The sequence below is a fragment of the Mycoplasma wenyonii str. Massachusetts genome (genome assembly GCF_000277795.1).
In the GTDB taxonomy this organism is placed as follows: domain Bacteria; phylum Bacillota_I; class Bacilli_A; order Mycoplasmatales; family Mycoplasmoidaceae; genus Eperythrozoon_A; species Eperythrozoon_A wenyonii.
The window spans coordinates 219,007-240,816 of the sequence record NC_018149.1; the positions used below are offsets into that span (position 1 = coordinate 219,007).

Here is a 21,810-nt window from a genome sequence, read left to right on the forward strand (position 1 = left end):
AAGAAGATCTTTTTTACAAAGAGTAGAACTAGAAAAGCAGCTAGAGTAATCCCCGCATAAAGCAGAATCTTTTCGCTATTTATATGGCCATTGGCCATATTTAGCTAAAAAAAGTAACTATCTAGTAAAGAACTCAGTTCATCTATATTCATGAACCCCACACGCTTCTCAATAGGCTTAACACTATCTTTAGAGATAAGTATCAGGGTAGGAATGGAAGAGACTTCATACTTTCTGGCTAGTTTGGGAAAACTAGAAACATCAATCTTAATGAACTTAATATCTTGATATTTCTCTTGCAGAGAAAGACTAAACAATATAGGCATTAGTTGTCTGCAAGGGGGACAGAAGTCAGCATAGAAGTCTAACAAGAGATCGTGAGAGCCTTGTAAAAGCTCTTGTAGTTCCTCTTGACTAGTTAGACTCTTTACCTCTGGCATTAAGAAATATCCATCTTAAGAGAATTTAAGTCTATTAGTTGTTCTTTCTTTAACTTCTCTGGTATAAGATTCAACTCATAATCTAGAGCTATTGGTAACTCAATAATTAAGTTAGGAGGAAGTATTTGCTTAAAGCTAGCATATCTTTCATTCTCAAAGAATGAACACTCTTTAAGGAAAGAAAGATCAAACTTAACTACCACTTCTTTTAGGACATCATAGTCATAGTTGTTATTTAGATTTCTAAGAATTAATAATTGTTGATTCTTATCTCTTAAGTAAGAGTAGTCAAGTAACATCTTTTTTGCTTGATGTTTTTCTAGTCTATTGAAATCAGCAAAGAAGGTTAATCCCTTGAACTTATCTTCATAGCCAAATAACTCTCTACCTACATTAGCTGATTTCACCTTATTTACATATTTTTTTATGTTGGATTTGGTATAAGAATCTAACTCCAATAGATAGTTATGTGTTAGTATGTGTCTTGCTTCAGGAGAGACAAAGAAACACTTCTCTAAGGTAGCTAGATTTTTATTTGGATCAAAGTTGAATTGATAATAGATAGTTAGATCTTTTGGATCAGAGATAAATCCAGTGTAATTGCATTTGTGGGTATGATATTCTGTAAATTCTCTCAAGGCTGTCTTGAGAGAGAGGTTAAATTCATTATTGATTTTTCCAAAGAATTCATCCAGATCCTCCTGAACAAAGGAGAAGGGATCAGGAAATAAGGTTTTCTTTGAAGAAGTCATTAAGCTCTGCACCTATAGCTTAATTGGATAAAGCACTTGACTTCGGATCAAGAGAGTATGGGTTCAAGTCCTATTGGGTGTGCCAGTATTTAAAGTTTAGAGTTGTATTTATCTCTCGCCTTATTAATAAATTCAAGAGCTTCACTCAAAGGAACTAGATTACCTATCTTCACTTCTTTCTTTTCTAGTTTCTTGTACTCTTCAAAGAAGTTCTTTAATTCTTCGAATCAGAAGTTAGGTAACTCAGATAAAGAGTTGATATGAGCTAGTCTAGGATCTTTATCCATAACTGCTATTATCTTTAAATCTTCTTCTCCAGCATCTACCATCTCTAGAGCTCCTAACACTCTTCCTTCTGCATAAGTACCTGGAGTTAAAGAAAAGTTAGAGATCAAAAGAACATCTAAAGGGTCATTATCTTCTGAAAGAGTATTAACTATAAATCCATAGTTATGCGGATATACCAAAGAGCCAAATAATACTCTATCTAGCTTTAACTTATTCTCAGTTAGTTCATATTTGATATTTGAATGTTTAGAAATTTCAATGAAACATTCAACTATGTTGTTACTCATATTTTTCTAACTGATTTTAAAAAGTATTAAAAAATAAAAAAGTCCTTAATTTTATTTATTATGCATTGACTTCTTTCCATTCTTTTTAAAAAAGCAAAACTCTTAACTATTGTAGGTGGTAGTGCATTAGGTGGAGGAACTATTGCTGTACCAGTATTAGTTACTGGAGATAGATATGAAGAATATTTATTTAGAAAATTTAATCCTGAGCCAGCAAAGTATGCAGTTGTAGATCAACAGGCTTTACAGCAAGCTAGTTCAGGTAACAGTCGAACTTGTAATGATGAAAATAATAGCAGTAATGGAACTTACACCTGTGATCAATCCAAGTTTGAGAAATTTCCAGAAGTAAAGGAAGCCTCCAATTCAGAACTAATTAGAGGAACTAAAAAATACAATCATGGAAATTATGTACTTTATTTTGGATCCGAGGCCTGTCCAAACTGTAACAATATGCTTTACAGCGAAAATGAATCTCCAAAGACCTGATTAGGAGCTGATTTAAAGAATATTTATAAGAATGGAATCTTCTTCGAGACTTACTCACTAGCTAAACACGAAAATAAAAACAATCCTGATGGACTAAAAAAAATAGAATTCATCTTTTTCAGCGATGAGGTACCAGAAATGGGAATTAGAAATAATGATGAACTATATACCATTCCCTGAAACAAGTGACCAAATACCTTAACTAATCAAGGAAGAATAAAAGGAGACAATATGAGAAATGATAAGTCTGCTGTATCTTTCAGAAAGTTACATTCTCTCCTAACCTATTACTTTGGAAGTAAGATCTCAGGAATTCCTACCATCATCATTTACAAAGATGGGACTCCTTTTGTATATGGTTCAGACAAGATAGAAGAGATAGAAGAAGAAAAGAAGAAGTCAGGGGAACAAATAAAAACACTACAACACGCTGAAGCAGAAAATTCCAGTGCAGCTGCTGTCTTTAGATACGATCTATTCAAGCATCTAAAGTACATCTATGAAGGGAAATATATGTGATATTTATAGTCTTTTTCATCCTTTTTTAGAAAATCGACTAATAAATATAGTGAACCAGTTAGTCAATTCTCGAGAATGGAAAAGTTATCTCTAGCAGAAAAGCAAGAAATACTAGCTGGTTTCGCTAAAAAAGGAGTTTCAAAAACAACCAGCAACAAATTTAAGTGAAATACTTCTAACTTGTCACTTGTAGCTCTTTCATCTATTCCAAGCATCTGAATGATTATTGAGGGAATAATCTCTCTTTCTACTAAGAGACCAACCAATAATTTTTCTTTCCCTTATAGAGGTGGATATTCCTCTTATGGTTCCAATAACTATCAAAGCAATAAAAGAGATTTCTTTGCTTATGCCTCAGAGGCCTATAGACCTTCTTTGAAACTAACCCCTTATCCATCAAGAAATTCAATTAACTTTGGATTACCTTGATTGGTTTAGATGAAAAAGCTAACCACTCTCGAAAAACAAGAAACTCAAGGAGGAATTACAGCCATGAGCCTTTCCACAGGAGTTTTAACTGTCACCAGTATATTGAACTTAATACTGGACATACTGCAGAGATATTGAGGAGGAGCAAGTGCAAATACTCCAGAACCTCCTAAAATTGCTCCCGCCTTACCTTATTCCTCAGACTCTCCAGCCGCTCATGAAGAATGATTTAAATTACAAGAATTTCGAAACTATAGCTCCCATTAGTAATTAATTCCCATTACATTCTCTTCTTCTGTTCCATATTCTTGCAATCTATTCTTCTCTCTTACAAAGAAACCAACTAGGTGATAGTAGTATCTATCCTTTAGTAGTCTTAAGTTAGATCACAAACAGGTTGTCATAGGAACAAAGAATAGAGAGATACAAAGTACTAAGAAGAGAAAGAAAACAAAAGCATACACTAAGTCATATTCTGGAGCGGCAAGAGCGAAAATAGCAACTCCCGAGAAAGCCAAAGAGTAGAATCCTATCTCTCTCTTTAATTCTGCTTTAATACCTCTAGCTTGATATTGGAATACTAATCTTCTATCTTTTTCTTCTGATTGAGAGTACTTTGACTCTTCTTTGGCATTTAGTATTGTCATAGTTCAAAAGCCCAAAAGAACAAAGAAAGTGGCGAGAATTAATTGAGGGAATAACTCTGGTACTTTTAAGAAATAACCAGATAAAAGAGATAAATAACCAGACCCTAGGAATAATACAGTCGAGAGAGTCAAAGAGATAGCACTAGAAGTTCCAAATCTAAATAGGTTGTAAATAGTTAAAGGAATTAAAGAAAAGAATATTAAGCTAATAGTCTTTTCTAGGGAAGGCATGACCGAAAAGGCCTCTGTCTCCTGAATATGTCAATTTGTTTTGTCTCCTAAAGTTGTTTTTCCATTTTCACCTTTAAAGGCTGCAAGTATCTTTGAGATATCCACACTTTCTGGTATTAAGTAGTGAAATCAACTAGAAGAAGAGGCTAACTTACCTTTGACAGTTTCAGAAACATTATTTTTTAGTTCTTTAATTTGTTCTTTCAGGCCATCCATAGAGCTTTTTATTTTTTCTTGAACTCCTTTATCAAAAGAAAGTAACTTATTGTTTTTAAAAAAACTAGGGTAGTTAAGACCACACTTAGAGAGTCAAAGTATGAAACCAATAGTTCCTAGAAGAAAGACAAGAGGAGCGAAGTCTAATGGGGCTATACTTGCTTTTCTCTTCTTTATTTCGTCTTTGAGAGTAGACTGTTTTCCCGCGGATCTTAACTCTCTTATTAGGTTTGAATAGGTTAGTGTAGCTCTTTCTTTATCTGCCTCAGCTACATAGTCAGAAAATAAATAGGATTGTTTCTTTTCTCCTAGATAACCTAGTCTAGGGAGATAGAAATTAGAGAATAGGAATCAAACGGCAAATATAAATAAAGCTCCTAGAGCTAGTACTATTCCCATCTCTTTTAGTGATGGAGGTAGTAAGAAGATAAATAAAGAAGAAGGAATTAAGAGCATAAGAGCTAGCTCATAAAGATAGACATTGTGTTTCTTATTAGCTAGATAGATAGCCATTCTCACTGTATAGTTATTGGTTCTTAGATATCTCTTAATTCAGCTAAAGAAATGTAGAGAGTTAGAGATTGAAAAGAATAAAAGAGCTAAGAGGGCGAATAAAGTTGACTTATCTCTTGTTAGGCCAGAAAGTAAGAAGATACTATATATAGAACCACAACCTATAGTTAGAAAGAGACAAGAGAAAAGTCCCGGAAGTCTGTACTTATAAGTAACTACCGCAAATAGAAAAAAGAAAAAGGCTACAAGGGATAGATAACTATCCATCTTGGAGTTTTTCTACCTAAAGCATTAAGTAGAAATGGGTTGAGATAGATAGTTACTTCTTATTACAGGGAAACTATTAGAAGAATCTTTGGAATCTAATAATAGAGCTGGTCATTGATCTTTTAGGTCATCTTGTGTTCTTAGAGTGAAATTTTTTACACTGTAATGTTTAATTCAGTCCAGCATGATTGGTACATTCCAGTCTTTATCTATTTGTTTATTAGGAGTAATGGTTAGTTTGACATTTGATTGATATTCATTATTTCCCTTTAGTTCATAAAGAGCATCTGGACCTCCTGCATAGTTAATGTGGTTAGGAAAGAAAGACTCGAAGGCTTCTTTGTCTCCCCCCTTTAACACTTGAACTAAGTGACCTTTAAATAGACCTAGACTCTTGGATTTATCTGATAGTCAGTGATAAGCAATATTTAGATCTTTAGATTCAAGCTCCATTGGTTTCAATGTTGCTCTCTCATAGTCTTTATTAGTTCCTTTATTTACTCAGGTTTGGAAATAAAGCTCAAAGAAGTCTTTTTCATCTTGTGATAGAGATTCATAGAGAGCAGTTAATTGTTCTTTGCGTTGACTCTTTTCTCTTGTATTAAAGTAACTCTTTACAAAACCATATTTAGTTAGCTCTGGTTGGTTAAAGAATCAAATATGAAATCCAAAGTTTAGCTTTAGTCTAAGTAATTCTTTATCTAATCAGACGAACCAGCTCTTTTGACTGGTTTTACTTGTAGGTACATAGACTAACTTTCTTATTTCATCTTTATCTATATAAGCAGTCTTGAAATAGATATCAATAGCATCTTGGTTTAGAGCATTTCTAGTTAGCTTTGCATTTTCTTGCAATAAATGTTCTACCTTTATTAATTCTTTAAATAGATCTGAATCACTTATTATCTCTGTATCATTAGGATTTTTTTCAATTCATCTATCAACAGTTAGTTGATTGAACTTAACTGTTTGTAGTCACTCTCACTCTCTATTCTTGATGTTTTCTTTTCTCTGTACTTGAATGAAGAGATTAGGTTGACTACTACCCTCCATTGAAGAAGTACCAAAATCAGAGAGTTTGTTTATGTGAGTTTGGTGATTTAGGTATTTCTTGTAGTAACCAGCTAGTCTATTACTATCTTCAGAGAGTTTTTGATCTTGCTTGTGATTATCTCCATTAGCAAAAGGTACTCTAAAGAAGTAGTGATATATTGAGGGAGTCTCAGAAAACAGTTGCTTAGGTATTGTGATTGCAATTGGAGAGCCTAGTGCAAGAATAGGTAGAGAAAAACCAAATAATCTTGGTCAAGAAAAGGACATAAACTAGTTATTATTAATTACTATTACCTTATTTATTGGCACCATAAGATAATTAAAATAAGATTTCAGTTATTATTTAATCTTTAGTTCTTTTTAAGCTGTGGCTTTTCTTACTTCCTCAGTACTTAATGGACTAAAAGTACTTTTAGTATTAGGGGTTGGATTAGGAGGTCATCAAATCTATTGAAAGTTAGCAGGTAATTATGTAGATGATGGTTTCTTTTACTTTGCTGACAAGATGTTTTTGCCTAATAAAGACTTTCTAAAAAAGAATAAGGTTTACAACTCTTGATCAGCTATCTCTAAATCAGATGAGTATCTAACTAGAAAGGACATAGCTAATAGCTATAGAAATAGCTATCACGTAGGCTTTAAAGCTAATGCAAAAGTTAGAGATAAGTTAAATACTCTTTACTACAACGGATTTGGAGATAGAGCCTCTGTATACAAGGTAATAAAGGATCATACTTTGAAGCTAGGAATGCCTTGTTCTGCTGGAACTGGCTGATTACTAGACTTTGAAATGCCAAAAGATGGCAAATATCCAACTAAGTGATTTATTGCAACTAATCTACACGTAATTAATATGTTTAGATTCAAGAGCAATCCTTATAACGTAAGCCTACCTATAGCTAGTGAATATCTAAGTAACCTTAGACTTGCAAGCTATGGTAGATATCTAAATAGTTGTGAAGATGCAATTCTTAATAACAAGTCAGAACTGCAACTATACACCGAAAAGGATGAATATGACAGAAATATCTATCCTCAAGACACAACAAGAGTTAATAGTTTCAGAAACTCTTATAGTTACTGAAATCTTTCTGAAAGACAAACTATATACACCACAACTATCTCCAATCCGAAGTTAGTCTATGCAGCTATAGATTTCCTAGGACCAAGATATACAGTTTCTGGTCACAAAAATAGTAAAGAGAGTTACTTCAAGGACTTTGGTGTTATGGAGGTAGATTTCGCTAATGAAGATCAAGCAAGAATTATGACTAATGGAACATATGACAAGTATTACAAGACAAAGGTAGAAAGACAAAGACCAGCAGTTGATTTCTTTGCTCCTGAGTTAATGAGTACCTATGATGCACATGAGTTAGCAAACTCAGAAGATAGATACTATATTGGTGGTTATCCAGGTTCAGTTTCAGATAACTTGTCATTCAATATCAATGCGAAGCTGAAGCTTATACAACAAAATAGATGAAGTCATTATGACTACTATTACCCTAACTACGATACTGAACTAACTAATAGTAAGTTGACTTACTTTAAGAAAGTTAGAGGAAATGATGACTTAATCACATACAACTTACTAAACAGTAGAGGTCAAGTAATACCTGGACACGCAGATATAAACAAGGTAGACAGTATCACTAATGACTCAAAGATTATGTGAAATGGTAAGCAATTGAATGGTTGGGGATACAACTACCTAATAGACAACACCTTCTTAGGCAGAGGAGCTTCAGGTTCTATGGTACTAAATCAACATGGAGAGCTGTTGGGTCTTTACAGAATGTACAATGAATCCTTCAACTTTGGGTTTGTTGAACCTTTAAGAGCTAGTTGAGTGGTTGATGAAAAAGGAAAGATTATTCTTCCAGGATTTGACTTACTAACTGGAACTGAAAATCAAGCAATCTCTTACAAGTCTCAACTATTAAGACACAATCCTAACTTGAATACCTACCTAAAAAGTAAGTCTTGAAATCTTAAAAGTTAGTTAATCTAAGCAAACAACCAACTACAAGCATTGTTTTCTTTAACAGGGGGCTCGATTCATAAAACCAAAGTAGCTTATGGTTGTTTGTTGTTATTAGGTTCAGCTTCAGTCGCTGGAGTAGCTGTAGGAGATAACAAAGGAAGTTGGTTTAACTCAATAGGTACTAAATTTCAAGAAATTTTTTCTGGGGGGGGCGGTGGAAGTGGATCTTCAAGTTCTTCTTCGGGGCAAACAAATGGGCTTGTCGCGGCTTGAGGATGAGTTTCACAGGCAGGACAGAGTGTCTTTGATTGAGCTATTAAGCCAGCCGCACAGGCTTTTACACAAATTCCCCAAACTTATACAAACTGGTGAACTGGTCTAAAGACTTTCTTTAGCTCTCTGGTTAAGAGGGAAATGTATACATTGTTCTTTGAGAAATTTCACACCAAGATTTACAACACACTTTCTTTCTTTTTGTCTGGAGGACAAAGCAGACAAACATTTATAGATTTGTTTAAGACAGAGTCGTTACAAAACACACTTAAGGTTGGGAAGTTTTTGTTAGGCACAAGCGATCCAGAGTGGAAAGGAAAATTTAAAGCAGGTCAAGATGTATTTAACTATCTTCTTTTCAATTGACTAAATGAACCAGAGAAGGTCACAAAGAAATTTAAAAAGTTATCTGATAGGATCGCCAGTCAAACAAGTGCAATCAAGAATGCAAGCCAGAACTCAACATCAAGCGGTAGTACAAGCAGTACAAAACCTGAAGAAACAGTCTACACCTTAGAAAAGGACACTTTGAGAGAATATTTAGATTTGAAGGATACTTTAGATGATTGATGAATATCTGGATGAATGCTGGAAGTTGCAGCCAAAATAAAAACTGGAAAGAACTTTAAAGAATCTAGAACTCTATTCTCTCTTTTTGGTAATCTTTTTTGAAGTTAAAAAATAAACTTATGAATTCTTTGTGTTGGGGGGGGGGCATTAGTACGAGAAACATCTAACTTATTCTTTTTCAGTGATATAAGACACAGACAAGTACCAACAGAAAGAGAATAAAAAAGAAAATTAAAAAGGTTTTATTTGGATTAATTAGTAATGAGAATACTAGAAAGTCCTCTTCTCAAAAACAGAATTGCACTTGGTTGTATAGGTTTATTGGGACTATCTACTTTTTCAGGATTAATTCACACTTCAGTAAGTAGCGGCTTTTCTTCAACACTAGCAAGTCTCTTTAGTAGATTTGGGGCAAGAGGGCAAAGTGTGTCTGCTCAGGAACAGGGAACAGGAGGAAAAATTTCTCCAGCCCAATGAGTGAGCAAGCAAAGTCAAGAAGTCTGAAGTGAATATATAACTCCTTTCGCAAAAACAGCCTATACATGAGTTAAGGAAAAAGACAAAAGAGACTCAGTTTGAGGAGTTTTAAAGCAGTTCTGAAACTATAAGTTTTTTAAAGGAGTGATGTCTAGGTCGCCTTGAATAATTTCTGATTGGGTATACATATTGACAAACGGAGAGACGAGAACAAAACTTTTCTCATCCTGAAAATATGTATTAGCTTTCTTTGATTTTGTAACTAAAAGAGAAACTCTTAAATCTTTCTCTTCACATTTCGGAGAAATTTTTGCGGAATTATTATTCATGCCTGCACGAGCAATCAAGAAATTTAAAGGAAGAGAAGAGCGAAGAGGGGGACAAGAACCATGTTCAGAAACAAACACCAGTCGAAAGCCCGGAGAAACTTCTATATGTATAAGTGTTAGCTCTACTCCTGAGTAAGAAAAAACTTCTTAACTAACCCGCCATTTTTTCTTTAGTTATTACTAATCTGAACTACTAGTAATGTAACTAAATTAAAAATCCTTTCCGTTATTTAAAAAAACTATTTAATTTCATAATTTACTCCTAATTGCGTCGTTGGGACAAAATCTCAAGGATTTTTTCCATACTCATTTTGTTTGCAATGATTTCAAGCAATACCTCAATTTGCGTCTGAACTAAATTGATTATCTTTTTTCTTTAACTCAAAAGAACAACTAGAGACGTAGATGGTATCTATTCCAGCTGAATATGAATTTCTAGCTTGGTAGTTTCTAAGCCCCTTTAATTCAATGGTTTTACTTTCATCTTTTCTGATGTGAGCCGGAAAATCATGTAAATTACATCTTGTAATCGTTCCTGAGTGATCATACCCCTTAATTTTGTAAGTGGAAACAGCTTTTCCTCTACCAGTTACTTCCTCTAACATGTAGAACTTTCCGTTTTGTTGCGGACTACATAATATATCTCCTTCTTTTAGCTTGTAACCATCAAAACTAATATTTGCATCTTTAAAGGGAACTGGCTTGCCAACTGCTGCCCCGCCCCCTTTGAAGAAACTATCATAAGCAAAACTTAATTCTGGATCAGTTTCTTTAACTCTCGCCATTACAAATCTAGGATTATTTGCCCTTCCACTGCCAGAAACGGAAGTAGAGGGAAGTAAGAAATAAAGTGTACCTGCAACTGGACCGCCGACTAATACAGCAGAACCGGTAAATGTAGCTAACTTAGCTACAGCCCCTCCCCGCATAGTTTATTTTTTGAAAAAACTATTTATTTAATTTAATTGTTTTCTTTTAATTTAGCCCTCTAAGTCACCGGTTTTGGTTAATTGGTACAGAACACAGGACTTTGTTTAAATTCTTTTTTCAATCAAACTTACTACCTTAAGATAGTGAGAAATTTTTACTTTCAAGAGTAATGTCTTGCGCATCTCGCAACAACTTTTTATTCTGCTGGAAATGTAACAGAGATTTTATTAGGTATTCGGAAATATTATTTACCCTCCTAATGCAGTTAAACAGCTCTATTGCACTGACCAGAAGTATAGATTGCTTCTTTTACAGTTCATTCTGAGCTAGGATATTTTGAACTTCCTTTTTCAGTTAGCAAAATAATTCTTCCCTCTTACCGACTATTTTGTATTTTCACTTTTAAGTTTTGATCCAAACAACTATCAAATTGACTATCTCTTTGTAACTGTGTTGAAGATGTAGTTACTCTAGAACCCCCAATAGAAACATTAGAACTTGTTTGATTATTTAATTTGCTATCTTGTTATCGCGGAGATCGAGAAATTACTAAAACGAAAGCAGTCGCAATTGTTGCAATAGAAAAGATTCCAATTGTCAATGTCTTAAATAATGGAAATAACATATCGGGATTTAAGAAGAGATACCTGATAGGTAATTTAAAGAAGTTAATTTAATAGTTGCTTCTCATTTTCTTCGAGAAGAAAGAGAACAGGATAAGAAAGGTTGCTCGCCATCTATTCCCGTTAAATTACAACTTCTTTGCAGATTTAAACCACTTGAAAGACTATTCCATTGACTGTCAGACAGGGTTAAGGTTTTAGAGTTTTTTATCTCTCCTAAAGTAACTGTTATTTGCTTGTCTGCGTCTGTTCTTTTAATACTTTTAATTTCTTTAAATTCCTTATCTTGACCATAGAGATAGTATTTAGCATCTGCACATATAACAAGCTTTGATTCCTCTATATTCTTTTCTATTCCCATTTCAAAACATTTTTGACCTTCTTTAAATCTTTTTGTCTCAAAATTAGAATTTTCTTTTCCATAAATAATTACTAAAGGAATAGAAATAGTTGCACCTGTTGCTAATATTGCACCACCGACTTTAACCAAAAAAGATAACATGGATGTATTAATTTAATGTTTTTTCTTTATATAAATCCAACTTAAACATTAATTATTAGGTACTTTATTTTGCAAAAGAGTAGACTTTTTCAATCCCTGAATACCTAAGAGAAGAAAGACATAACTTTAAAATTTCCAGAATTTAATATTTAGCTGTTTTAACTAGATTGCTTAAAAGTCCAATCACCATAAGTAAAGGATTAGTTGCCACCGGCAGTTTATTAGGCATTTTTTCATTCTTTGGATTTAATAAAGATTCAGAAAGAGTATTTCAAGTAGCTTCAACAGTCACAAACACTGACTGAAAGACTGGCCTTGTTACCCCCTTCTTTAATTCTTCGTGGCTGGGGGGGGCTTTGAAGAGAAAACAGAATACTCTTTTGGTTATATTGCAAGAGTTAATGGAACAGACTTTTTCAAAGAAGATAAGGCTCTAAAGAGGTTAAGAAGAGGTTTAGAGAACAGACAACAACAAGAAGCAGAGGGTCAACTATTTTTAGTAGAAAAAGTAGGCAATAAGACAATTATTGGAGATTCCACCAATAAAGAACAAAAAGGATTAACTCCAAAAAAGTTTCTACTTATAGGAAGTAATAGAAACACTAAAGAAGTTGAAGTAACAGGTTTAGTTAGCTTAATTCAAAATAAACATGGAGGAATAGATAAACATTGCAAAATCAAGAATGACGAAAGCAGGACCATTCAAAATGGTCACTGTGACCAAGCGCTTTTCAAAGAATATAGTAGAGAGGGGGAAAACACGCCTCCCACATTTATAAAAACAGGATTGAAAAGTAAAGATGGGGCGAGAGAAGTATCAATTATTGGTCTATCTCGAGAAAAAGGAACATTGGGAATTGTTTGGGGATCTCGCTTGCAAAAAAAGAATTCTAGTGGCGATTCCGGAACTGCAAGATGATCCAGAACAGGATTTTTATATGGAGAAAAGAAAGAAACAGGGCCAGCGACCAAACAACGCATATGAACTTCTTTAGGGAACGACACAAAAGCTAAAGGTTTTTTTTGTAGTGCACGATCTAATCTTCAGCAAGACAGGTCTAAATGGAATGTGAAAAAGAAAGTATGAAACACATGGGACTATTCTTGGATCAGAAACGAAAGTTGCGAGTTGTAAAAAATCTAGTCCGTCACAAAAAGGTTGTTTAAAGGTAGTAGATATTCCCCTTTCTTCTAGTAGAGACTATTACATTTGAGACCCCTCTAAGACACAAATAAAGAATGGTGAGTTTGTAACCACAGAAGGAATCAAACTACCTTTTAAGCTGAAATTTGAAGCTAATTGAAACTCTTTACTTCTCAAATAATTCTTTATTGTGGATAAAAATCTAGAATTTTTATCAACAATTTAAAAAAGAGATATGTTGTTTATTGTTAAAACGCTATTAGGAGTTGTAACTATAGGGGGTGGAGTTGTTCTTCCTGTCGCGATATGTCACAATCTTGTTCTTCTAAAGATCTGCAAAAACACGCAAGAGAATCTGCACAAGCTATTGTTGGAACCATTAATAGACTTGTTGGTTCATTTGTAGAAACTGGAAGAAGAGGGCGAGCTAAGTATCAAGAAAACAGTAATTTTTCAGAAGTATTAAGGAATTAGATTATAAGAATTGTCAATTAGTTCAAAATCCTGCAGGTTCAAAGGATGACTTCCATGCTCTATATGCTTGCAAGAAAAATAAGAAAGATAAAAATGAAAAAACTAGTTTTTACTACCTAGGCGCGAGGGATTCTGTAAAAGAGATGGGAAGAGAATCTCTTAAAGAAATTACTACTGCTGAATATAGAAATGATGGACAAGTAATTTTTGGCTTGAAAGATAGTAATAACAGAATCTATATAAGCATTGCAAAAGGCCGAGAAAAGGAGGATGAACTTATTTCAATAATGTAAATCTTTCTGAAAAGTGTCGAATCGAAACCAAGATGTTAGAGGGAGATGATCTTAGATGTGAATTAGTAGATAAAAATAGCAGTAAGACCTTTTTCTACAATTTTGCAATCTTTAATTAGTTTCTTAAAGAGTTAATTTAGTAGTTGTTAATTTCTTTTTTTAATCTAAACTTCCCTTCGACACTTTTCTATTATTTCGAAAAATAAACTTGATGATTTAAGGGGGCAACAACTTTTTAACTATTAACCCTTCAATAAAAAGAAATTCACTAAGAATTAGTGAGTGAAAGAGGAAAAGAAATTAACCAAACATCCCTTTCAATCCCCTTTTAATCTTTATGTGTCTTAGTAGTTTTCTTTAGATATATCTTGTCACAACCATAATCTTCCCAAACCTATTTAGTAACTACTCCAAATTTCTCTGTATCCTCATATGAATATCAGAACTCTTCAATCAAATCACATCCTATTAATCTGTTTTTGATTCAGCCATCTATCATGTCTTCATCTTTAAAAGTATTTAGTCACTTAATCTTCTTTCCTCTTCCCGAAAAGCAAGCTTTTCCAAAGCGTCCATTGTCTGTTATTAAACAGAACAATTTTTTCTTTTGGTTAAGTTTTCCTCCCCCTCAACTGTCAACTTTACATCCCGTCAACTTTGTTTCTTACCATCTTTTTCATTAATTACAGGCTTGCTATAGCAGGCATTTAAAGGTGAGTTATATAAATCTAAATTAATATCATCAATTATTTCTTACTCTGAAGGAACTACCAAAGGAATAGTGATGGTTCTTAGAACCTCTGATTGCTTTAACTCTTCAAGATTTATCACTTTACTACTAATTTTTTTGTAACTTGATAATTTAACAACTGTATAAGTTTTTTCATCAAAAGCCATTAAATTCCCTTTCTTATCTAGAACAAAAAATTTGTTTGGGCTTAAATCTTTCTTCTCAATCAAATTTTTCATTTTGAATACTTATAACTTTTAAATCAGGAGAAACAGTAAATTGAGTTTTATTTGCTGTAAAAAAACTACCGGCACAATCACTCTTCTTTAATTTCAACAAACTTTTTTGACAAGGAATTTCCGCCCTCGATCAGTTGGCAAACGATTTTCCTATTTTTGGAACTTTCATGCCCACTTTATCATTTCCAACTTCCCCACTCTTTTTAACTATCTGTACACCCCAATCTTCCCATTTGTCATTGGAGTTAACATCAGGACCTCACTTTACTTTGTTTTCATTGTTGTCCACAACTTTAAAAGAAAAAGAGTTATTTTCTGGACGGCCTAAAGAACTATCCTTATTAACTAAAAATACTGAATAACTTTTCCCATTACCTGAGCACTCTAATATGGATTCGTTCGCATCAATAGAAGCTTTAAAGAAATATGAGGTCCGTTCTAGAGAACATTGCTTTTTCAAAATAAAATACCAAGGCACAGTGATCCCAACCGCCGCAACTGTCCCAAAAATAAGCTTTGGATCAACAAGCAACTAATTAACCATTAACAGCAAACATTATCAATATCGCAACAATTAATCCATAGATAGCAACTGACTCACATACAGCAGCTCCAACTATGAATTGCTTAAAAATTAGAGCTTCAACCTCAGGATTTCTTGCCAAGGACTCAACTGCTTTACCCCCGATATATCCCTGAGCTAAAGCCGCCCCTAAACCGGCTAATATTGCAACTCCCGCACCAATTCCTTTACCAATATATTTCTCCTGTCCTTGAAGTAAATAAAAAGAATATCCCCCCCCAAGTAACTCATTTAATAAATCTTTCAGACCCATTAATTAATAAATAATCTAAAAACCTTTAATTTAAAAATAACTATTTGAGTTGAGCAAACATTATTAAGATAGCAACTATTAATCCATAGATAGCTACAGACTCACATACAGCGGCTCCGACTATGAATTGCTTGAATATCAAAGCTTCAACTTCTGGGTTTCTTGCCAAAGACTCTACTGCCTTTCCACCAATAAATCCTTGAGCCAATGCCGCCCCTAAGCCCGCCAGAATAGCCACTCCAGCCCCGATACCTCTCCCCATCACTTCCTCACCATTTTTTAAAAAAAAGAGATTGCCCCCCCCCAGCTAGAGTTAATTCACTTAATAATTCTTTAATACCCATTAATTAGTTATTTAGTGGGCTTATTGTGTGGCCAATAAAGCCTTTAAAGGGCTCTTGAAATTAAATCTGATTTTATTTATTAGTTTTGATCTGATGGCACTTGCAAGGCGAACATTATCAAAATTGCAACAATTAATCCATAGATAGCTACTGATTCACATACAGCAGCTCCTACTATAAATTGCTTGAATATCAAAGCTTCAACTTCAGGATTTCTCGCTAAGGACTCAACTGCTTTGCCACCAATATAACCTTGTGCAATAGCGGCCCCAAGCCCCGCAAGTATAGCGATACCAGCACCAATTCCTTTATATAGTTGTTCATTCAATACTACAAGTAACCTTTGAAAAACAGGTAAGGAATACATCTAAATATCTAATTGCCCCCCCCCGCATTGTGACCATTTAATAATTAATCTTATGTGCCTTTAAATCAAGTCAATAGGTTGCTGAAATTCCTCTAAATCTACAGATAAACCTTGCAACTCCTCTGGTTTTTTATTTAACTTAGTTAGTTTTTTTGCAAATAGAACAGGATTCATGTGTTCTAAGGTTACTGTATCTACTAAATCCGAAAGAGAGTAGTTTATAGACTCAAAAGGTTTATATCTAAAAATAGAAACCAAAGGAAAAAGATTAATAAGTAAAGCTCACTTAACAGTAGATTTGCATTTTTGAAGATGTAAGCTTTCTTTTACCTTGGATTGATACTTCAATAGTTTTTTAGATTTTGCAAAGTAAAAGTAATAGATTAGATAAGTTACAAAAGTTCCTGCTCCAAAAAAACCATACCCTCATCAAGAAGTAGAAGGAGACATACAAATCCCAATAGGTAGAGTTACACTAGCCTGTACACAAAAAAACCTTTGAAAAAGCTTTAAAAATTTAAATCACCTGAGTATTCCATTCCACAGCAAGAATCATTCATTCAAGCCATATTCAATCTTTAGATATTTCTTTATCTCTTGTGTTTTTTGTTTTTCTGGTTGTTTTCATTTGCTCTTCCTCCCTACTCATTTACAAATAGTTGCAAACCCAAATAACTTCAGGAGCATTCTCAATTATTTTTATGCTCAATAAGACTTTTTCTTTAAGTGTTAAGTGAGTGTCTTAGAAGTTATTTAATGGCAAACATTATCAATATTGCAACAATTAATCCATAGATAGCAACTGACTCACATACAGCAGCTCCTACTATAAATTGCTTGAATATCAAAGCTTCAACTTCTGGGTTTCTCGCGAGCGATTCAACTGCTTTGCCACCAATGTAACCTTGTGCTAAAGCCGCTCCTAAACCGGCTAATATTGCAACTCCCGCACCAATACCTTGCCCAATCACCTTTTGATGATTGTTAAATAAAAATAATTCAGAGCCCCCCCCCAGCTAGGTTAGTAACTAATTCTCCTAAAAAATTCTTAAGGTCTGGAAAACTCAATTAATTAACTAAAGGTAATTACAGAGGGCTGATATTCTGATTTAAATTTAATCCTTCATTGTCAGTCACTAAGAAACCAAACCAATTTACTAGTTGAACTTTACTTTCAGGGGTTCAATTCTTAAAGTTAAACTCTCTAGTTTCCATATCTGTTTCACTACTTGAAAAATCTAGTAGTGCAGATGTAGGTTTGTAATATTCAGAGCTAAAGATAGACTTTTCTGTTGAGCTAGCAAGTTCAAGAAATAGAGAGACACTTTTTATTTCTTCAATACCTTCTATCTTCTCTAACTTACTGTATAAGTTCTCAAGTATCTTTCTTCCTTCTATTCTTTCCTTCACTACCAGTATCTTTGAGTAACTTTTAGAGAGCTCCAATACTTTTTTATAAGCCTTAGATTCTTCAAATTTCAAAAAGAAACTTTCATCAGAATAAGGCACAAATACAACAGTTAATGGAAAGGTTAAGAGAGAAAGAAGTCTCCCATTAAAGCTAGAAATTTCTTTTAAGAGAGAAACAACAATAACTTTTTCATCACTCTTAAATGACTGTGAGCTATATCTTCAATTAAGTCTTTGAGCTAGGTAATAAGTTGTATTGTCTATCTCATATTTGTTAAATAAGTCTCCTAACTTATCTTCTTTCTTGAATATTTGTTGGTGTAGTCTAGGAAAGTATTGAAGATAGTGATTTAAGTTTTCAACCTTAGATAAGGTAGATAAAGCCTTTGAATCTTTGTAATTAGAGTCAGAAAGAGCTGACTGTAGGGAATTAGCCTTTCCAGCTCTAATATCTTGTGTCATCTGGGAGATAATACCTCTAGCCTCTTGTCTAGAGCCAACATTTGGATCTTCTAGCAAAGCCAATGAGACTATTTGAGAGTGAATTAAGCCCTTAGTTAAATCAAGATTCTCCTTTAGTCTTGACTCATCTATTCTTAATTTCTTTAGGAAGTCATTCATTTTCAAGACTATATTTCCCAAAAGAGTAGGTGCATCCATTAGACTAGCTCTTTCATTAGATGAATGAGAGATATCTCTTTCATCTCACAACTCTATATTCTGGTTAGCAAGATCAGATAAGCTAGTTAATCATCTAGTAAGACCAGAGATATTCTCAAGAGTTACTGGATTGGTCTTGTGGGGCATAGCAGAAGAGCCAACTTGAGATTTAGAAGGAATAAGAGATATTTCAGATATCTCTTCTCTTGCTAGAGTTCTTAGATTAATAGCTAGAGTGTTAATTATCTTTCCTAATTGAGATAGAGCAAATAGGTAAGCAGAATGTCTATTTCTAGGTAAAGCTTGAGTGGTTCCAAGGATAGTAAATAATCCTAGTCTGTGAGCTAAATTTTCTTGTATCTCACTACTTATATGAGCAAAAGAGCCAGTTGCCCCTTTAATAGTTATTACCTCTATATTTCTTCTTGCCAGATAGAGTTGTTCTAGTGCATTTTCTAACTCTTGGTAACAAATAGCAAATTTGTGCCCAAAAGAGATAGGTTCTGCGTGTCTTCCATGTGTTCTACCTATCTGAGGAACATATAAGTATCTAGTAGAGAGCTCAAATAGAGTAGTTTGTAACTCTTCTATTCACTTAACTAACTTGTTATTGGCCTCTCTGAGAAATAGAGATGTAGCGCTATCAATAATGTCAGAGCTAGTTAGACCATAGTGAAGATATTTGAAGATAGGAGAAGAACACAGTTTCTTTTCTAGTACGTTTAAAAAGGCAACAAAGTCGTGTTTAGTATTTTCTTCTTCAGCTTGCACTTCTTCTTCATTGATCTCTACTGAAGATCAAGATTTCTCTAACTCTTTGATTTTTCCTTCATCAAGATTGAGAATGTTATTGTTCTTGAGGGCATAGAGAACTTCTCTCTCCAAGAGACTTCATCTCTTATATTTAGCCTCTTCAGAAAATAGAGGTTCCAGTTCAGAGAGTTGGTATCTCTTAATCATTTTCTAGATAAATTTTTAAGCTAGATTTATATCCTTTAATTTATTTTCAAGAAAGAAATAAGTCTATACAGTAAGTTTTTTAGCACTCTAAGGTTTAATGTGCTAAAATAGTTCTTGAATATGTCTAAGAAGGAAATAATTCTAGGTATTGACCTAGGTACAACTAACTCTTGTGTTGCTGTTATAGAAGGAGGTCAACCTAAAGTTCTAGAAACTCCGGAAGGAAAGAGAACAGTCCCCTCTGTTGTTTCTTTCAAAGGTGAACAAATTATTGTTGGAGATAGCGCCAAAAGACAAATGGTTACAAACAAAAACACTATTATCTCCATCAAGAGACTTATTGGTACTAATGAAAAAGTAGAGGCACAAGGTAAGTCTTATAGTCCAGAAGAAATCTCTGCTTACATTCTTTCATACATAAAAGACTATGCGGAAAAGAGAATAGGTTCTCCAGTAAGTAAAGCAGTTATTACTGTTCCTGCTTACTTCAATGACTCTCAAAGACAATCCACCAAGAATGCTGGAAAGATTGCAAAGTTAGATGTAGTAAGAATTGTTAATGAACCTACTGCAGCGGCCTTGGCTTATGGACTAGATAAGAAAGATAAAGAACAAAAGATATTAGTTTATGACCTAGGGGGTGGTACTTTTGATGTTTCTATGTTGGATGTATCAGATGGTACCTTCCAAGTATTAGCTACTTCTGGGGACAACAACTTAGGTGGTGATGACTGAGACAAAAGAATTATTAATTGATTACTTGAAACTATCAAGAAGGAAAACAATGTAGATCTTTCAAAAGATAACTTAGTAATGCAAAGATTGAAAGAGTCTGCAGAAAAGGCAAAGATTGAACTTTCTTCAGTTCAACAAACTCAAATTATGTTGCCTTTCTTAACAATGATTAATGGAGAGCCTCTAAATGTTGACTTAACTCTCTCTAGATCACAATTTGAGTTATTAACTAAAGATTTACTAGATAGAACTGAAAAGCCTGTTCTGGATGCAATTAGAGAATCAAAGATTGAGTTAAACCAAATTGATGAAGTTCTTTTGGTTGGGGGTTCAACCAGAATGCCAGCAGTTCAAGGATTAGTTGAAAGATTAACTAAGAAAAAACCAAACCTATCTATTAATCCTGATGAGGTTGTGGCCTTAGGAGCTTCAGTTCAAGCTGGTATCTTAGCTGGAGATATTAAAGATATTCTGCTGCTGGATGTAACTCCTTTGACTTTGAGTATTGAAACTTTAGGTGGTGTCGCTACTCCTTTAATTCCAAGAAATAGTACAGTGCCTATCGAAAAGAAGCAAATCTTTTCTACAGCTGTAGATAATCAACCTGCAGTAGATATTCATGTAGTGCAAGGAGAAAGACCTTTAGCGAGAGATAATAAATCTCTAGGAACCTTCACCTTAGGAGATATTCAACTTGCACCTAAAGGAGTTCCACAAATTGAAGTTTCTTTTTCAATTGATGCAAATGGAATACTTACTGTAAAGGCTGAAGATAAAGGTACAGGAAAAAGCAACAATATAACCATTAACCAATCTTCAGGCTTAACTGAAGAAGAAATAAACAAGATCATTAAAGAAGCGGAAGAAAACCTAGAAAAGGACAAGAAGGCTAAAGAAGAAATAGAGGTTATTAATGAAGCTGAATCTTGGATCTCTATGCTTCAAAAGCAAACTGAAGAAAAATCTGAGTTAATCTCTCCTGAACAAAAGGAAAGTGCCACAAAAACAATTGAAGAATTTAGAACTTTAATTCAAGAGAGAAAGATTGATGAATTAAAGGAAAAGATGTCACAAATAAGAGATATGAGTCAACAAATTATGCAAGATGTTTACAAGAAAGAAGCTGAAAGCAAAGCTCAAGCTGGTTCTGAAGATGGAGCTAAAGAAGTTGAAGTTGAATCAGACAAGAGTAAGTCATAACATTAATTTTTCAGCGATAGGAATATAACTTTGCTTTAAATTAAAAGAAGTGTTATTCCGCTTATAGAACTAGTAATTAATGACAGAACAAGAGAGTCATACAACTAACTTATCTGACAAGCACATAGAAGATATAGTTATCAAGTTATTGATAGTAGATCCAAAGCCAGTACCTTCTGATGTTTTAAAGTCCAAGTTCTTCAGATATGTTAGATTTCACCATCCCAAAGAATTTATTTCTGAAGAGCTATTTTTTAAAGCTCTTAATTCCCTAAAGCAAAGATATCTCATAGGAGAGAATCAATTTGGAAAGTGATATATAGACTATCTAGATTACAAACCTAGTGGTAGATTCGGATATGGTTATCTAGATATAAATGAACAAGGTAATGGTTTCATTACTGTAAAAAAGGGTGATGAAAAATACAAGAAGTCTTCTCACTTTGTTCACAAAAAGAACTTAAATGGAGCAAAGTCTGGTAACTATGTCAAGTTTGAAGAGTTAGAGCCTCAATTTAAGAAAAAGAGAGTTTCTAAATTCTCTTTAATTGATGCAAATATAGTTGAGATATTAGAGGCTCCAAGTACTAAATAAA

Annotated in this window: 28 protein-coding genes and 1 tRNA gene; 12 read left to right on the top strand and 17 right to left on the bottom strand. The window is 33.7% G+C overall.

All coding sequences use genetic code 4. From position 1 onward, the window contains the following. Window positions 1-104: 104 nt before the first annotated feature. On the bottom strand, window positions 105-440 hold the full coding sequence (locus WEN_RS01100; protein ID WP_014849721.1) for a thioredoxin family protein: 336 nt from the start codon (window positions 438-440) through the stop codon (window positions 105-107). Further along, on the bottom strand, window positions 440-1,204 hold the full coding sequence (locus tag WEN_RS01105; RefSeq protein ID WP_238530703.1) for a hypothetical protein: 765 nt from the start codon (window positions 1,202-1,204) through the stop codon (window positions 440-442). Before WEN_RS01105 ends, WEN_RS01100 begins: the two co-directional genes overlap by 1 nt. On the opposite strand from WEN_RS01105, the gene WEN_RS01110 reads away from it, so the two are divergent. After that, window positions 1,201-1,277 (top strand) — tRNA-Arg (locus tag WEN_RS01110). The two genes, WEN_RS01105 and WEN_RS01110, sit on opposite strands and share 4 nt — an antisense overlap. A 4-nt stretch (window positions 1,278-1,281) precedes the next feature. Here the strand turns inward: WEN_RS01110 and WEN_RS01115 are convergent. After that, on the bottom strand, window positions 1,282-1,767 hold the full coding sequence (locus tag WEN_RS01115) for an inorganic diphosphatase (protein ID WP_014849723.1): 486 nt from the start codon (window positions 1,765-1,767) through the stop codon (window positions 1,282-1,284). 60 nt (window positions 1,768-1,827) lie between these two features. Between WEN_RS01115 and WEN_RS01120 the strand changes: the two genes are divergently transcribed. The 3 genes from WEN_RS01120 to WEN_RS01130 all read left to right on the top strand — a co-directional run bounded on the left by WEN_RS01120 (window position 1,828) and on the right by WEN_RS01130 (window position 3,471). Further along, complete coding sequence (locus WEN_RS01120; protein ID WP_014849724.1) at window positions 1,828-2,784, top strand: DUF6856 family protein; 957 nt, start codon at window positions 1,828-1,830, stop codon at window positions 2,782-2,784. Between the two features lie 66 nt (window positions 2,785-2,850). Further along, a complete protein-coding gene (locus WEN_RS01125) occupies window positions 2,851-3,213 on the top strand; it encodes a hypothetical protein (RefSeq protein ID WP_014849725.1) in 363 nt (120 codons plus the stop codon). After that, window positions 3,214-3,471: a hypothetical protein gene (locus tag WEN_RS01130; protein ID WP_014849726.1), complete on the top strand. Its 258-nt coding sequence runs from the start codon at window positions 3,214-3,216 to the stop codon at window positions 3,469-3,471. On the opposite strand, the gene WEN_RS01135 is transcribed toward WEN_RS01130, so the two are convergent. Beyond that, the gene (locus tag WEN_RS01135; RefSeq protein ID WP_014849727.1) at window positions 3,468-5,078 is read right to left on the bottom strand and encodes a hypothetical protein; all 1,611 of its coding nucleotides are present in this window, start codon (window positions 5,076-5,078) and stop codon (window positions 3,468-3,470) included. The two genes, WEN_RS01130 and WEN_RS01135, sit on opposite strands and share 4 nt — an antisense overlap. A 24-nt stretch (window positions 5,079-5,102) precedes the next feature. Continuing rightward, window positions 5,103-6,398, bottom strand: coding sequence for a hypothetical protein (locus WEN_RS01140; protein WP_014849728.1), 1,296 nt, complete (start codon window positions 6,396-6,398; stop codon window positions 5,103-5,105). A 100-nt stretch (window positions 6,399-6,498) separates the two neighbouring features. Between WEN_RS01140 and WEN_RS01145 the strand changes: the two genes are divergently transcribed. The 3 genes from WEN_RS01145 (at window position 6,499) to WEN_RS01155 (ending at window position 9,903) form a co-directional block, all read left to right on the top strand. Beyond that, window positions 6,499-8,136 (top strand): MIP family Ig-specific serine endopeptidase, encoded by a 1,638-nt coding sequence (locus WEN_RS01145; protein ID WP_014849729.1) that lies wholly within the window; start codon window positions 6,499-6,501, stop codon window positions 8,134-8,136. Window positions 8,137-8,166: 30 nt separating this feature from the next. After that, window positions 8,167-9,069: a hypothetical protein gene (locus WEN_RS01150; protein WP_043911284.1), complete on the top strand. Its 903-nt coding sequence runs from the start codon at window positions 8,167-8,169 to the stop codon at window positions 9,067-9,069. A 153-nt stretch (window positions 9,070-9,222) separates the two neighbouring features. Further along, a complete protein-coding gene (locus WEN_RS01155) occupies window positions 9,223-9,903 on the top strand; it encodes a hypothetical protein (protein WP_014849731.1) in 681 nt (226 codons plus the stop codon). 103 nt (window positions 9,904-10,006) lie between these two features. On the opposite strand, the gene WEN_RS01160 is transcribed toward WEN_RS01155, so the two are convergent. The 3 genes from WEN_RS01160 to WEN_RS03725 form a co-directional block, all read right to left on the bottom strand. Next, window positions 10,007-10,696 (bottom strand): hypothetical protein, encoded by a 690-nt coding sequence (locus tag WEN_RS01160; protein ID WP_014849732.1) that lies wholly within the window; start codon window positions 10,694-10,696, stop codon window positions 10,007-10,009. Window positions 10,697-11,330: 634 nt separating this feature from the next. Continuing rightward, on the bottom strand, window positions 11,331-11,822 hold the full coding sequence (locus WEN_RS01165) for a hypothetical protein (RefSeq protein WP_014849733.1): 492 nt from the start codon (window positions 11,820-11,822) through the stop codon (window positions 11,331-11,333). 142 nt (window positions 11,823-11,964) lie between these two features. Then, window positions 11,965-12,114 carry a hypothetical protein gene (locus tag WEN_RS03725; RefSeq protein WP_158308816.1) on the bottom strand — a complete coding sequence of 50 codons (150 nt, stop codon included), beginning with the start codon at window positions 12,112-12,114 and terminating at the stop codon, window positions 11,965-11,967. Between the two features lie 48 nt (window positions 12,115-12,162). On the opposite strand from WEN_RS03725, the gene WEN_RS01170 reads away from it, so the two are divergent. From WEN_RS01170 to WEN_RS03845, 3 genes are all read left to right on the top strand, one after another. Then, window positions 12,163-12,957 (top strand): hypothetical protein, encoded by a 795-nt coding sequence (locus tag WEN_RS01170; RefSeq protein WP_014849734.1) that lies wholly within the window; start codon window positions 12,163-12,165, stop codon window positions 12,955-12,957. A 315-nt stretch (window positions 12,958-13,272) separates the two neighbouring features. Then, window positions 13,273-13,440, top strand: a complete 168-nt coding sequence (locus WEN_RS03840; RefSeq protein ID WP_238530704.1) for a hypothetical protein — start codon at window positions 13,273-13,275, stop codon at window positions 13,438-13,440. A 143-nt stretch (window positions 13,441-13,583) separates the two neighbouring features. Beyond that, window positions 13,584-13,733: a hypothetical protein gene (locus tag WEN_RS03845; protein ID WP_238530705.1), complete on the top strand. Its 150-nt coding sequence runs from the start codon at window positions 13,584-13,586 to the stop codon at window positions 13,731-13,733. A gap of 394 nt (window positions 13,734-14,127) precedes the next feature. Here WEN_RS03845 and WEN_RS01175 read toward each other — a convergent pair whose 3' ends face one another. From WEN_RS01175 to WEN_RS01215, 9 genes are all read right to left on the bottom strand, one after another. Continuing rightward, window positions 14,128-14,388, bottom strand: coding sequence for a hypothetical protein (locus WEN_RS01175; protein ID WP_014849736.1), 261 nt, complete (start codon window positions 14,386-14,388; stop codon window positions 14,128-14,130). Window positions 14,389-14,486: 98 nt separating this feature from the next. Continuing rightward, on the bottom strand, window positions 14,487-14,630 hold the full coding sequence (locus tag WEN_RS03730; RefSeq protein WP_158308817.1) for a hypothetical protein: 144 nt from the start codon (window positions 14,628-14,630) through the stop codon (window positions 14,487-14,489). Window positions 14,631-14,643: 13 nt separating this feature from the next. Further along, a complete protein-coding gene (locus WEN_RS01185; protein WP_014849738.1) occupies window positions 14,644-15,234 on the bottom strand; it encodes a hypothetical protein in 591 nt (196 codons plus the stop codon). Window positions 15,235-15,238: 4 nt separating this feature from the next. Then, a complete protein-coding gene (gene atpE / locus WEN_RS01190) occupies window positions 15,239-15,538 on the bottom strand; it encodes an ATP synthase F0 subunit C (protein ID WP_014849739.1) in 300 nt (99 codons plus the stop codon). Between the two features lie 40 nt (window positions 15,539-15,578). Further along, a complete protein-coding gene (gene atpE, locus WEN_RS01195; RefSeq protein ID WP_014849740.1) occupies window positions 15,579-15,800 on the bottom strand; it encodes an ATP synthase F0 subunit C in 222 nt (73 codons plus the stop codon). A gap of 161 nt (window positions 15,801-15,961) precedes the next feature. Continuing rightward, window positions 15,962-16,249, bottom strand: coding sequence for an ATP synthase F0 subunit C (atpE, locus tag WEN_RS01200; protein ID WP_014849741.1), 288 nt, complete (start codon window positions 16,247-16,249; stop codon window positions 15,962-15,964). Between the two features lie 60 nt (window positions 16,250-16,309). Continuing rightward, window positions 16,310-16,936 carry a hypothetical protein gene (locus WEN_RS01205; RefSeq protein ID WP_014849742.1) on the bottom strand — a complete coding sequence of 209 codons (627 nt, stop codon included), beginning with the start codon at window positions 16,934-16,936 and terminating at the stop codon, window positions 16,310-16,312. A 62-nt stretch (window positions 16,937-16,998) separates the two neighbouring features. Continuing rightward, window positions 16,999-17,265, bottom strand: a complete 267-nt coding sequence (atpE, locus tag WEN_RS01210; protein ID WP_043911288.1) for an ATP synthase F0 subunit C — start codon at window positions 17,263-17,265, stop codon at window positions 16,999-17,001. Between the two features lie 70 nt (window positions 17,266-17,335). Next, the gene (locus WEN_RS01215; protein ID WP_014849744.1) at window positions 17,336-19,279 is read right to left on the bottom strand and encodes a lyase family protein; all 1,944 of its coding nucleotides are present in this window, start codon (window positions 19,277-19,279) and stop codon (window positions 17,336-17,338) included. 120 nt (window positions 19,280-19,399) lie between these two features. On the opposite strand from WEN_RS01215, the gene dnaK reads away from it, so the two are divergent. After that, window positions 19,400-21,214: a molecular chaperone DnaK gene (dnaK, locus tag WEN_RS01220; protein WP_014849745.1), complete on the top strand. Its 1,815-nt coding sequence runs from the start codon at window positions 19,400-19,402 to the stop codon at window positions 21,212-21,214. A 79-nt stretch (window positions 21,215-21,293) separates the two neighbouring features. Continuing rightward, the gene (locus WEN_RS01225; RefSeq protein WP_014849746.1) at window positions 21,294-21,809 is read left to right on the top strand and encodes a hypothetical protein; all 516 of its coding nucleotides are present in this window, start codon (window positions 21,294-21,296) and stop codon (window positions 21,807-21,809) included. The last annotated feature ends 1 nt before the right edge of the window (window position 21,810 follow it).